The sequence below is a fragment of the Xanthomonas prunicola genome (assembly GCF_025266575.1).
In the GTDB taxonomy this organism is placed as follows: Bacteria; Pseudomonadota; Gammaproteobacteria; order Xanthomonadales; family Xanthomonadaceae; genus Xanthomonas; species Xanthomonas prunicola.
On sequence record NZ_CP096142.1, the window covers coordinates 3,074,500 to 3,086,375 of the forward strand.

The window sequence follows — 11,876 nt, forward strand, 5'->3', positions numbered from 1 at the left end:
CCGATTCAGATCTGCTGATGCAACGCCAACGATTCAACGCTTGTAGAGTCAAAACACCCGATCCAACGATCTAACGAATGCCAAGCGGTCATCGCCGCGGGAGTGCACCATGCAACGACGTCAATTTCTGCTTGCCTCTGCAGCCGCTGCAAGCATGCCGTGGGCCGGTCGTCTGTTCGCTGCGCCACGCGATAGCGCGCGCATGCTGGTGGTGTTTCTGCGTGGCGGCTACGACAGCAATAATCTGCTGGTGCCGTACGGCAGCGATTTTTATTACCAGTCGCGGCCGAGCCTGGCGATTGCACGGCCGGATCCGGCCAATCCAAACAGTGCTGTAGCGCTGAATGCGCAGTGGGGCCTCAACCCGGTGATGCGCGATGCGCTGATGCCACTGTGGGAACGCCAGCAAGTGGCCTTCGTGCCGTTCGCCGGCACCGACGATCTGTCGCGCAGTCATTTCGAAACCCAGGACGATATCGAATCCGGCCAAGCCGGCAAGCACCGCGATTATCGCTCCGGGTTCATGGCGCGCCTGTCGGGGGTGCTCAGTGGGGTGTCAGCGATCGCGTTCACCGATTCGTTGCCGCTGACGTTTCAAGGTGGCGGCGATTTACCCAATGTGTCGTTGCGGGGCATCGGCAAGGGAGGGTTGGATGCGCGGCAGGCGCAGATCCTGTCGCAGATGTACGACAGCACGCCGCTGGCCGCCGCTGCGCGCGACGGCTTGGCGCTGCGGCAGCAGGTCACCGCGCAGCTGCGCGAAGAGATGGAGCAGGCCGGCCGTGGCGCCGCCAGTGCGCGCACCTTTGCCGATGAAACCCGGCGCATGGCAACCTTGATGCGCGAGCGCTATCGCCTGGGATTTGTCGATGTCGGTGGCTGGGACACGCATGCCAATCAGGGCAGTGTGGAAGGTGGACTGGCCAACAACCTGCGCAATCTCGGTCAAGGGCTGGCCGCGTATGCCGATGCGCTGGGGCCGGCGTGGAACGACACCGTGGTGGTGGTGATCTCCGAATTCGGCCGCACCTTCCGCGAGAACGGCAGCAAGGGCACTGATCACGGCCACGGCACCACGTACTGGGTGCTGGGCGGAGGCGTGCACGGCGGCCGTATCGCTGGCGAACAAGTAGCGGTCGAACAGAAGCAGCTGTTGCAGAACCGCGATTACCCCGTGCTCAACAATTACCGCAGCCTGTTCGGCGGGCTGCTGAATCGCATGTGGGGCCTGTCGCCCGCGCAATTGGAGCGGGTTTTTCCCGGCGGCAAACCACGCGATCTTGGATTGGTCTGAGCTTGGAGAGCTGCCAAGCGCACGCAAGAACATGTGCAGGGTATGACGGCGGATTTGCTTTAATGCATCTGCGGTTGTTCAAGCGACGGCTGCAGGTGACGTTTGCGAAAGGCGACAACGACGCCGTCTAGTGATTCGCCACACTCAACGCTGCACTGAAGCCGCAAACGGCGAGGGCCCGTAAAAACGTTCCAAGTGCGCAGCAACCTGCGGCATCACACGCGCAAGCACCTGCGGTGCGGAGACGTGATATTCGCTGACCACGGCGAAGAATTCTTCCGGTGCTTGGGCGGCATATGGGTCGATCTCGGTGTCTTCGCCGGCCTCGACGCGTTGGCAGAAAAGATCGTAGGCACGCTGGAAATCCCGTGCCCATCTGCGCTGCGCATCGCGGGGTAACGGCGGTGTGCCGTCGAGTGCGCCATCCAGTGCATCGAGCTTGTGCGCCATCTCGTGCACGATCACGTTGAAGCCCGCCCGCGGGTCGTCCAGATCGGCTTGCACATCAGCCCAGCTGATGATCAGCGGACCTTGCTCCCAGGTTTCGCCGATCAGGGTGTCGTCCCATGCGTGCATCACTCCGGCCGCATCCATGTGCGTGCGCTGCACGCGAAACGCATCCGGATACACGATCAATTGTGACCAGCCGCGCCAACCGGCGGCGCCGATTTCCAGCAGCGGTAGGCAGCAGGTCGCGGCCAGCACGAGCCGATCGTGCGGTTGCAGCTGCAGCCCCTCGACAGGCGAAATGGTTTTTTGATGCAGGAATTGCGCGGTCAATGCGCGCAGACGTTGCTGTCGGGGCGGATCGAGCGCTGCGACCCACGCGCACCTGCTGCACAGCGGCTGCCACAGCGCATCAGCTAGTTCGGGAGGCGGCCGGCGCAGCCAGCGCGTCAACCATTGGATCAGCGGAACATGCCCGGCAGGAAACTGTGCCAACGCGGCATGGTGCGCATGCGCGGGAATAACGAATCGCCATCGCTGCCACCGCCGCCGCCGGTGGACGGCGTGGCTTTGTGCGGGCTGGTGCGTGCCGGTGCTGCCTCGGGAGCCGGCGTTCTGCCGCGTGCGGCCGAGTTGGTGCTGACGCAGCTGTCATGATCGCCGTCGACTAGCTGGTCCGATGCCAGGGCGGCAAGCGGAGCCAACAGCATGAACAGGCAAACCGTGATTCGGCGCATCGTCCACATCCAGGGCAAGCGGCGTGAGTCGCCGATCATAACGCGCTTTTCACTCCCTCACGCAAGCCGCGCTGGGCGCCCGGGAGGGCTTGGCGCATACTTTGGCGGATGGATTCGGGGACTTCGGGCGCGTGATGCACTTTGAGATGAGAGGCGCCGGAGGCCAGCGTTGCGGCGCAGGCGCCGCGGGGCATTGCTCCGACGCGCGTGATGACCAGCCACCGCATGCCCCCTGTGTGCTGCCGGCCACCAACCCAGCGGCATGCCTCCTGTGGCAAGCCGCTACTGCGGCACGCGCATTGCCCTGGCGAACCGCCGGGTGCGCAACGCAGGCCTTCTCTCGCTATGCTGCAGCCCGCGCCGTCGTCCGCTCACGCCTTATGGTGCGCCGCAGCCGTGGATGATCGTGCGTTGCTGGCCAAACTCGCCGGTGGCCGGCTGTCCGGCGATGCGCTGGCACGCGATGCCGGCCTGACCCGTGCAGCGGTGTGGAAGCGCATCCAGAATCTGCGCGCGGCCGGTGTCGACATCGAAGGACGGGCCGGCGACGGTTATCGTCTGGCCACGCCATTGGATCTGCTGGACGCGGCGCGCATTCGCGCCGGCATGGCACCCGATGCAGCGGCCGGCCTGGCGGCGCTGGATGTGGCCTGGACGCTGGAATCCACCAACACCACCTTGCTGTCGCAGCCGGCGCCCGCACACGGCGTGGCAGTGCTGTTGGCCGAGCGCCAGACCGGCGGCCGCGGCCGGCGCGGACGCCAGTGGACCTCGCCGCTGGGCGCACACATTTATCTGTCGGCGTCGCGCCGTTTCAGTGGCGGGCTGGGCCAGTTGGCCGGCCTCAGCCTGGCTGTTGGGGTGGCAGTGGCCGAAGCCTTGCGTGGTTGCGGGTTCGCCGATGTCGGTCTGAAATGGCCGAACGATCTGCTGGCATGCGAGCGCAAGCTGGGCGGCCTGTTGATCGAAGGTGGCGGCGAGATGGCCGGCAACGCGCGTGCGGTGATCGGGCTGGGCTTGAACGTGCACATGCCGGCGGCAGCAGCGGCCAGCATCGACCAGCCGTGGATCGACCTGGATACCCTGGCTGGCAGCCCGGTGTCGCGCGACCGCGTCACCGCGGCGGTGCTGTCCGCTTTGCTACCGGCACTGGGCCTGTTCGAGGCGCAGGGGCTGGCGCCGTTCCTGGGGCGCTATGCAGACCTGGATGTCTTGAGCGGGCGTGCGGTGCAGGTCGAAGAGGCCGGCACCGGCCATCGTGGCGTCGCGCTCGGCCTGGCGGCCGACGGCGCGTTGCGGGTGCAACTGGGCGACACGGTGCGCCTGTTCCACTCCGGAGAAGTGAGCGTGAGACCTGCATGAGCGAGTGGTTGTTCGACCTGGGAAATTCGCGGTTCAAGTACGCGCCGTTGCACGGCAACCGTGCCGGCGAGGTGCAGGCATGGGCGCACGGCGCCGAGGCCATGGATGCGGCCGCACTAGCGGCGCTGCCGTCCGGGCGTATCGCGCACGTCGCCAGCGTGGCCGCACCGGCACTGACCCAGCGCATGATCGCTTGCCTGCAGGAGCGCTTTGCGCAGGTGCGCATTGTGCGGACCGCCGCCGAATGCGCCGGCATCCGTATTGCTTATGCCGACCCCAGCCGTTTCGGTGTGGACCGTTTTCTGGCGTTGCTGGGTGCGCGGGGCGACGCGCCGGTGCTGGTGGCCGGCGTGGGTACCGCATTGACGATCGACGTGCTCGGCGCCGATGGCCTGCATCACGGCGGCCGCATCGCCGCCTCGCCAACCACCATGCGCGAAGCGCTGCATGCGCGCGCTGTGCAGCTGCCGGCCAGCGGCGGTGACTATGTCGAGCTGGCCATCGACACCGACGATGCGCTGACCTCCGGCTGCGATGGCGCGGCGGTGGCGCTGATTGAGCGCAGCTTGCAGCACGCGCAACGCAACCTGGGCGTGCCGGTGCGGCTGTTGGTGCATGGCGGCGGCGCGCCGCCGCTGCTACCGCTGTTGCCCGCCGCCACGTTCCGCGCCGCCTTGGTGCTGGACGGTCTGGCGACGTGGGCGACCGCGGCGGCGTCACCGTAGAATCGGCGCATGTATGTCCGCGCCCTCATCGTCGTTTTGATCGTCCTCAATGCCGGGGTGGCATTGTGGTGGGCCGTGCAGCCGCCGCCGGCACCGCCGCTGGCGCCGCCGCAACCGACGGGTGTCGCGCGGCTGGAGTTGCTGCCAACCCTGACGGCTGTTGGCGGGGCTGCGCTGCCGGGTGCAGCGGCGACTACGGGATCGGCGTCGGCAGCGGAGAGTGAGTCGACCGCATCGGCCACACCAGCATCGACACCTGTCTCCGCATCGGTACCCACGCCCACCCCGGCGGCAGTTGCCAGTGCAGCCGCGTCTACGCCTGCATCGACGACATCGGCCACCGCTGCCGTAGCGGAAACGCCGCGTGCCGCAGCCGAGACGTCGGCGACCACAAAAACTGCTGCAACGCCTGCCGACAGCGTCGCCGCTGCAAAACCATCGCCGACCGCGTCGCCACCGCCTGTGCCTGCAGCGGAGCGTTGCGCCAGCCTGGGGCCATTCGCGGCACGCGCCGATGCCGATGCGGCGCTGGCGCGCGTGCGTGGGCAGGCCAGTCGCGCCACTCTGCGCGAGGACAAGGACGCTGGCGTCAGCACGTTTCGGGTGATGTTGCCCAACGTGGGCGATCGCGCAGCCGCGCAGGCCCTGGTCAAGCGCATTGCCGCGGCTGGTATGGGCGACTACTACGTGATCGCACAGGGTGAGGACAACACCGTGGCCCTAGGCCAGTACCAGAGCCGCGAGCGCGCTGAGCGGCGCCAGGCCAGCCTGGTCGGCGCAGGGTTCCCGGCGCAATTGGTGCCCAGCGGCAGCGGTCAATCGCGCTGGTGGATCGATCTGCGCAGCAGCGCGGCCACCAGCGTGTTGCAACGTGCTGCCGGTGCCGCGCGCGAGCGTTCGCTAGATTGCGCTGCGCTGCGCTAGAATGCGCACCGGCGCGCAATGCGCCTGCCTTCGCCGGCATAGCTCAGTTGGTAGAGCAACCGCCTTGTAAGCGGTAGGTCCCCAGTTCGAATCCGGGTGCCGGCACCATCTTCGATCCACGCGTCCGCGACAATCGTGATTGGCTGTGCTGCTGCTCGAGAGCACGCTGTGCTGGGTATGGAGTTCTCGTTCGACCGGTCGCCACCCACGGTGGCCTGTGGCGAGCGCCATCGCTTCCAACTGACGTTCGTGCGCGCAGCGTCCGGTGAAGAAGCACGACCGTCGAGCATGGTGGCTTGCCTTATCCGCGCCCTAATCTCGGATGCCATTCGCGCTTGCGACGCGGGCACTCCAATGCATGCGCACCTGTGGCGTGCCAGCGTTGCCTTCTTTCCCGGAAGGTGAGGGTCTTGAACTGTGCGCGCTGAACGCTTGCGGCCAAGTTGCCTGCAAGGCGCCGCACCCATAGCGCGACGTCCTGTTGCGCGACAGACGTGCAGCAATCAGGCGGGGCGGCCGGCCGATAGCAGTTCCAGCGCGGCCTTGCCGTTATCTGCCTGCGCTGCATTGCCGTTCAGTCGGTCGGCTAGTGCGGCCACGATGATGGCGTGGGCTTGGCGCAGCACGCTGTCGGCGTCGGCGCTGGCATCCACCACATGTTTGCCTGGCAATTCCAAGCCGGCAAAAATCGTGCGGCAGCGTTCCAGGTTGTCCGGGGTTTCGAAGTGGTTGGGCGCATCGCCGCGGGCACGAATGCGGGCCAGGCCGGTGGGCGGGGGCAGGTCGAGCAGCAACAGCACGTCCGGGCGCGGCGCGAAGGCGTTGCGCTCCAATAGATCGTCCAGCGGCAGGCCGGCGGCACCCTGGTAGGCGACCATCGAGGGGAAGTAGCGGTCCAGGATCACGATGTCGCCGCGTCCCAGCGCGGGCGCGATCAGGGTGTCCACGTGTTCGTGGCGGTCGCGGATCAGCAGCTCGGCTTCTTCGTCCGCACTCAGGCGGCCGGTGGCGGCGGACTGGCGCAGTTTGGTGCCCCAGGGGCCGTTGGTCGGCTCCTTGCTCAGCACGACGCGTGCACCAGCGGCTTCCAGCGTGGTGGCCAGGCGGCGCGCGAGGGTGGTCTTGCCGGCGCCGTCGATGCCTTCGATGGCGATCAGCAAGCCGCCGGGGTTCAGTTCAATTGTCATCGCGCTACTTTATCTGATCGTGGCGATGGACCCCTAGCCGGCAGCGGCGCGATGGCGAAGACGCGCCGACCCAGTAAGTTGCAGATGCGCGCACACAGCGCGAACGCTGCCGCAACGTGATGTGCCAGCATGCAGCGAACACAGCCACGCAAGGTCTGGCAGGTGACGCGGCATATGCCGATGACTTATCGCCGGTATGTCCTGCGTGATGTCGGGAACGTCCCGATGTCCCGGTTTCTGACCGCACTCCATACTGAATAAGTCAGACACACGGCACATTCGTATTACGACTGAGTCGTGTTTATGGCTTCAAGGAAGACGGACGCGTCGCCGCCACCCTAGAGGCGGCATCCCCCGCGTGACGCCCTCTCAGGCACGTCGTGACCGGATTCCTTGTCTTCACTCACCATCTCTGCCGCACATGCACGCGCCAGGCGCGCTGATGATCAGCTGGTCGCCGAGGTGTAGCGATAGGACAGCAGCGACTTCACCAGGAAGGTGATCTGGGTGGCCGAGCGCGCATCCACCCGCATGACCGGGATGCGGAAGCCTTCGGCCACCAAGGCATCGCGAAATGGCGGCATCAGGAAATCTTCGACTTCATCGGTCATGGTGATGCCCACCGCCAGGCTGGCTTGGGGTGCGATCTGCGCAAACTCCCGCAATAACGCCAGCGTGGCATTGAGCATCTGCGGGTCGCGCGCGTTGGTCAGCACGATGACGCCCAAGGCGCCGTCGCACACCAGCGGCCACATGAAATCCAGGTATTTCTGACCGGGCACGCCGTACACGTGCAGCAGCTCACCGTCCTCCAGCTCGATCGAGCTGTAGTCCAGCGCGACGGTGGTGTAGGTCTTGTCGCCGTACGCATCCTGGCTGAGTGGCATTTCGGTGCTGACCGGCTCCACATCGGAGATGGCGCGCACTGCGGTGGTCTTGCCGGCGCCCATGCCGCCGACGAACACCAGCTTGTTGGCTGGAAGACTCATGACTGCGCCTGGAAGAGGGAAAGGCCGAACCGGCGCGCGACCCAGGAAAAGAACCGCGTGTTGCCGCTGTCCGGACGACGCTGCGTTGCAGGCACGGGAATCTCCGCAGTCTGGGCAAGGCCGCTGGCGAGTGCAGCAGCGAACAGGCATTCCACCGTTTGCAGCGGCAGCTTGCAAGCGCTGGCCAGCGCCTGCGGGCGCCACGGACGTGCATGCAGGTGGGCGATGGCGAGCAATTGGGCTGGCGAACTGGTCTCCGCGCTCAATTCCGGCCACTGGCGCAGTTGCAGCGCATGGCTGGGTTCCACGGCCGGCAGTGCCGGGCGCAGATGCCCGGGCAGGGCAAAGAACAGCGCTTCGAATGAAAGGCGTTGCGGTAACGCAGTGGCAGCAAGGTCGGGCACGGCATGCCAGCCCGAACGGTCGAGCGCGGCGATCACCTCGCCAAGCGCCACGCCAGCCGGCAAGTGCACGCAGCCATTGCGCGGGTCCACACGGATCTGCAACTGCGCATGCTGCAGGGTCACCACGCCGGTGCCGAATTCGCCGCGGCAATGCCGCAGCAACAGCGCTGGTTCCGCTACCGGGGTGGCGTGTGGCGAGGACAACAGCATGCGCACCTGTTCGTTGAGCTCGCGCACGGTGGCGCCGTGCTTGATCCATGCGCCTGCAACCGGCGTGCGCGACACCACCAGCACACGCACCGGTTGCCCCTGCAGCGCCTGCCAGGCGGCCAGGCCATCGGCGCTGTCCAGGCTCAGCACCACGACATCGGCGACATGCTGCGGCCATTCGCCCATCTGCACGTCGATGCGTTCGGCGAGCAGCAGCGAGCACGCCAGTTTCAGGCGTGTGGTGTGCAGCAGGTCCAGGCCGGCGGTAGCGACCCGCATGGCGTTGATGGGTGTAGTCATGAGCCGGCGCCGTGGCGGCGCATTGGAAGAGCGAGATGCCTGCCGGTACGCACCGGCAGGCTGGAGCAGGCAACGCGCTTGCGCCGCATGATTGGCATCAACCGAAATCGAGGGTCTTCTCGAATGCCTTGAGCTCATGACGGGCCATGGCCAGATTGGCCTTTGCGCGGTCCAGCACCACGTACAGGAATAGCGCGCCGTTGCTTTCGAGCGGGCGCAGCAGGTGGTACTGGCGCGCCAGCGTGATCAGGATGTCTTCGATGGTGTCGTTCAAACCGAGCTGTTCGGCGATGCGGCGCTTCGCACGCAGCACGTCGGTATTGCCGGCCGCTGCAAGTTCCAGGTTGAGCTCGGCACCGCCGGTCATGCCCAGTGCCATGCCGCTGTCGCTATCGACCAGCGCCGCACCGACGAAGCCGGCCAGCGAATGCAGGTGTTCCAGATTGAGTTTTGACACAGGTCGTCCTTACAAGCGGTGAGTAATGAGTGTCTTGCGGCATGCACAAACGGTGCCAAGCGCTCAGCCTTGCGGCGGCGTCAACACGGTGGCGAGGCGGCCGGCGCAATCGCGCGCATTGAACAGCAACGCAGCAGCATTGATGTCGCTACCGCCCACGGCAGTGAGGGTCAGCGGTTTGTCGGCGCGGATGCGGATCAACACCAGCTGCCCGGCACGCGTGCTGATGGTGGCGTAATCTGCCTCTTTCAGGCTGGATTCGCGCGCCAGGGTCTCGCCCAGGGTCAGGAACGAATTGGCCATTGCGGCAAGCCGGCGACCGTCCACATCCAGGCTGGATTGCTCGGTAATAGCGCGCCCATCGGCGGTGGAAAGCATCAACAGACGGATGCCCGGCTCACGCTCGATGGTCTGCGCGAACTCGTGCCCGATACGCTGCAGATCGTAGAGATGCGACGCCCGCGGGACGTCGCCCACGGCAGCCTTGACGACCTGGTTGACGGCGTTATTCGGCATGAAATCCCCCTGTTGCTTGATGGCTTGAGCGCGTGCATACGTGGCGTGCTGCGCTGGCCGGCGCGCCACACCACCCGGATCCGAGCAGGCTGTCACTCCGGCCCGTGTTGCTTAACTGGGCGGTCAGACAGGCAGGATCGGCAACGTCCGGCGCGCCACAAAGTGTCATGGCACGTCACGGTAGCGGCGCGAAGAGGCAGATCTAAACCTCGCGCTTCGTCGCACTGTTCATGGCATGGCAGATGCCGTGCTGCGCTGCCGCGCGTCACGGTGCGGGCGGGCCACTAGACTGCTTGGCTTTATCGATGCTGGAGCAATGCATGGCAACGCAGTACGTGCCGGTTTCCTTGATTGGCGTTCCCACCGACATCGGCGCCGGCCACCTTGGCGCGCGCATGGGACCGGAGGCGCTCCGCATCGCCGGCCTGCACGAGGCGCTGGTCGGCCGCGGCGTGGAGGTACGCGACCTGGGCAATTTGGATGGCCCGCGCAATCCCTGGCAGGCACCGCAAGCCGGCTACCGGCATCTGGACGAGGTGGTGGCCTGGAACCAGGCGCTGATGGATGCCAGCTACGCCGAACTGCGTGCCGGACGCATGCCGATCATGCTCGGTGGCGATCATTGCCTGGGCATCGGCTCGATCACTGCGGTGGCCAAGTACTGCCGCGAGCAGGGCCGACCGTTGCGGGTGTTGTGGCTGGATGCGCATTCGGACTTCAACACCAGCGAGGTGACGCCGTCTGGCAATGTGCACGGCATGCCCGTTGCCTGCTTGTGCGGGCTGGGCCCGCAGGCGCTGACCCATCTGGGTGGCAGTGCGCCGGCGTTGTCGCCCGAGCAGGTGCGGCAGATCGGTATCCGCTCGGTGGACCCGGAGGAGAAGCGGCTGATCAAGCAGCACCGCATCGATGTGTACGACATGCGCTACATCGACGAAGCCGGCATGAAGCGCACCATGGAGGCCGCGTTGCAGGACATGAGTGCCGACACGCACCTGCACGTGAGCTTCGATGTGGACTTCCTCGATCCCAGCATCGCGCCGGGCGTGGGCACCACCGTGCATGGAGGCCCCAACTACCGCGAGGCGCAGCTGGTGATGGAGATGATCGCCGACACCGGGCGCATGGGGTCGTTGGATATCGTCGAGCTCAACCCGGTGCTGGACAACCGCAACGCGACCGCTGAACTGGCGGTGGATCTGGTCGAAAGCCTGTTTGGCAAGTCGACGCTGATGCGGGATTGATCCAGCGCTGAACGCGGCGCACCGCGTTCACATCAAATCCACGGCCGCGCAGTCAGATTTGGCGCCAAGCGAGGTGCGCTGGCACCGTTACACAACGAGGAAGAGCGATGAAGCGACTGCTGACACTGATGGTACTGGGCCTGTTTTCGGCCGGCGTGATGACGGGCTGCAACACCGTGGCTGGCGCTGGCAAGGACATGCAGGGCGCAGGTGGGAAGGTCGAGAAAACCGCCGAAAAATGCAGCGACGGTAAGTGCTGATCCGTCACCGCTGCGTGGCTTGTTGAATCGTTCGATCTGCGGCAACGTGCCGCTTTATCCATGAGGAGTGTGTTATGAAGCGTGCAATTGTGCTGCTGGTGCTGTCGATGTTGTCGGTCGGTATGCTGTCGGGCTGCAACACCGTCGCAGGTGCTGGCAAGGACGTGAAGGGTGCTGGCGAGAAGGTGGAAGACGCAGCGCGTAAGTAATCTGACGCCGCATGCAAACAAAAAACGGGCCGCAAGGTCCGTTTTTTTGTGCGCTACTGCACCGTAAAAGTGGCGTCAGAATCCTTTGTTTGACGCGGTCTACGCGTTGCATGCTGGTTGCGAGTCGGCAACCGTTCAGTGCCGTGATCGATCGTTTGACACCTGTTGATCCATCGCAAACATCGCCATTGTCAATCTGGCGCCACGGTCAATTAAGGCCGCATCAGCGGAGTCATCGCATGAACACTGACATCATTTCCGGCAAGTGGACCCAGTTGAAGGGCAAGGCCCAGGCTAAGTGGGGCGACCTCACCGACGACGATTTCAAGGTTGCCGAAGGCAATGCGGAATATCTGCAAGGCAAGCTGCAGGAACGTTATGGCTGGGATCGCGACCGCGCCCAGACCGAAGTACGCGCGTTCGAAAAATCGTTGCGCGACGAGACCTGATAGTGCGCCACCCTGCTGCCCGATGCGGCGCAGGTTACAGACGACGGGCCGCCGAGTGCGGCCCGTTCTGCGTTTGTGCGTCGAAAGCCTGCCTTCGACCAGGCCGCGGCAATGGCAGGCGTGCGGAACCGCTAAACTTGGGGGCTGATTCCCTGGCATTAC

General features: G+C 65.5%; 15 protein-coding genes and 1 tRNA gene. 9 read left to right on the forward strand and 7 right to left on the reverse strand.

Going from position 1 to position 11,876, the window contains the following annotated elements; all coding sequences use genetic code 11:
* Positions 1-109: 109 nt before the first annotated feature.
* Positions 110-1,294: a DUF1501 domain-containing protein gene (locus M0D43_RS13025; RefSeq protein WP_252161736.1), complete on the forward strand. Its 1,185-nt coding sequence runs from the start codon at positions 110-112 to the stop codon at positions 1,292-1,294.
* A 144-nt stretch (positions 1,295-1,438) separates the two neighbouring features.
* Here M0D43_RS13025 and M0D43_RS13030 read toward each other — a convergent pair whose 3' ends face one another.
* Both M0D43_RS13030 and M0D43_RS13035 read right to left on the reverse strand, forming a co-directional pair.
* Positions 1,439-2,194 (reverse strand): M90 family metallopeptidase, encoded by a 756-nt coding sequence (locus tag M0D43_RS13030; RefSeq protein ID WP_252165059.1) that lies wholly within the window; start codon positions 2,192-2,194, stop codon positions 1,439-1,441.
* An 8-nt stretch (positions 2,195-2,202) separates the two neighbouring features.
* Complete coding sequence (locus M0D43_RS13035) at positions 2,203-2,517, reverse strand: hypothetical protein (RefSeq protein WP_101364445.1); 315 nt, start codon at positions 2,515-2,517, stop codon at positions 2,203-2,205.
* Between the two features lie 306 nt (positions 2,518-2,823).
* On the opposite strand from M0D43_RS13035, the gene birA reads away from it, so the two are divergent.
* The 4 genes from birA to M0D43_RS13055 all read left to right on the forward strand — a co-directional run bounded on the left by birA (position 2,824) and on the right by M0D43_RS13055 (position 5,597).
* Positions 2,824-3,840, forward strand: coding sequence for a bifunctional biotin--[acetyl-CoA-carboxylase] ligase/biotin operon repressor BirA (gene birA / locus M0D43_RS13040; protein WP_252161737.1), 1,017 nt, complete (start codon positions 2,824-2,826; stop codon positions 3,838-3,840).
* Positions 3,837-4,565, forward strand: coding sequence for a type III pantothenate kinase (locus M0D43_RS13045; RefSeq protein ID WP_252161738.1), 729 nt, complete (start codon positions 3,837-3,839; stop codon positions 4,563-4,565). The genes birA and M0D43_RS13045 overlap by 4 nt, the downstream gene beginning before the upstream one ends.
* A gap of 9 nt (positions 4,566-4,574) precedes the next feature.
* The gene (locus M0D43_RS13050) at positions 4,575-5,489 is read left to right on the forward strand and encodes an SPOR domain-containing protein (protein ID WP_252161739.1); all 915 of its coding nucleotides are present in this window, start codon (positions 4,575-4,577) and stop codon (positions 5,487-5,489) included.
* Between the two features lie 32 nt (positions 5,490-5,521).
* A tRNA-Thr gene (locus M0D43_RS13055) sits at positions 5,522-5,597 on the forward strand.
* Between the two features lie 395 nt (positions 5,598-5,992).
* Here M0D43_RS13055 and tmk read toward each other — a convergent pair.
* The 5 genes from tmk to M0D43_RS13080 all read right to left on the reverse strand — a co-directional run bounded on the left by tmk (position 5,993) and on the right by M0D43_RS13080 (position 9,552).
* Positions 5,993-6,676, reverse strand: coding sequence for a dTMP kinase (tmk, locus tag M0D43_RS13060; RefSeq protein ID WP_252161740.1), 684 nt, complete (start codon positions 6,674-6,676; stop codon positions 5,993-5,995).
* A 446-nt stretch (positions 6,677-7,122) separates the two neighbouring features.
* Positions 7,123-7,665 (reverse strand): GTP-binding protein, encoded by a 543-nt coding sequence (locus M0D43_RS13065; RefSeq protein ID WP_252161741.1) that lies wholly within the window; start codon positions 7,663-7,665, stop codon positions 7,123-7,125.
* Entirely contained in the window at positions 7,662-8,579 is a 918-nt protein-coding gene (locus tag M0D43_RS13070) for a hypothetical protein (protein ID WP_252161742.1), read from the reverse strand. Before M0D43_RS13070 ends, M0D43_RS13065 begins: the two co-directional genes overlap by 4 nt.
* Positions 8,580-8,676: 97 nt before the next feature.
* Positions 8,677-9,036 carry a roadblock/LC7 domain-containing protein gene (locus M0D43_RS13075; RefSeq protein WP_252161743.1) on the reverse strand — a complete coding sequence of 120 codons (360 nt, stop codon included), beginning with the start codon at positions 9,034-9,036 and terminating at the stop codon, positions 8,677-8,679.
* Between the two features lie 63 nt (positions 9,037-9,099).
* Entirely contained in the window at positions 9,100-9,552 is a 453-nt protein-coding gene (locus tag M0D43_RS13080) for a roadblock/LC7 domain-containing protein (protein WP_252161744.1), read from the reverse strand.
* Between the two features lie 320 nt (positions 9,553-9,872).
* Here M0D43_RS13080 and rocF point away from each other — a divergent pair, with 320 nt between their 5' ends.
* From rocF to M0D43_RS13100, 4 genes are all read left to right on the forward strand, one after another.
* Entirely contained in the window at positions 9,873-10,796 is a 924-nt protein-coding gene (gene rocF, locus M0D43_RS13085) for an arginase (RefSeq protein WP_252161745.1), read from the forward strand.
* 107 nt (positions 10,797-10,903) lie between these two features.
* On the forward strand, positions 10,904-11,056 hold the full coding sequence (locus tag M0D43_RS13090) for an entericidin A/B family lipoprotein (RefSeq protein ID WP_010374875.1): 153 nt from the start codon (positions 10,904-10,906) through the stop codon (positions 11,054-11,056).
* 74 nt (positions 11,057-11,130) lie between these two features.
* Entirely contained in the window at positions 11,131-11,265 is a 135-nt protein-coding gene (locus tag M0D43_RS13095; protein WP_010374872.1) for an entericidin A/B family lipoprotein, read from the forward strand.
* 239 nt (positions 11,266-11,504) lie between these two features.
* The gene (locus tag M0D43_RS13100; protein WP_017117799.1) at positions 11,505-11,714 is read left to right on the forward strand and encodes a CsbD family protein; all 210 of its coding nucleotides are present in this window, start codon (positions 11,505-11,507) and stop codon (positions 11,712-11,714) included.
* Positions 11,715-11,876: the final 162 nt, after the last annotated feature.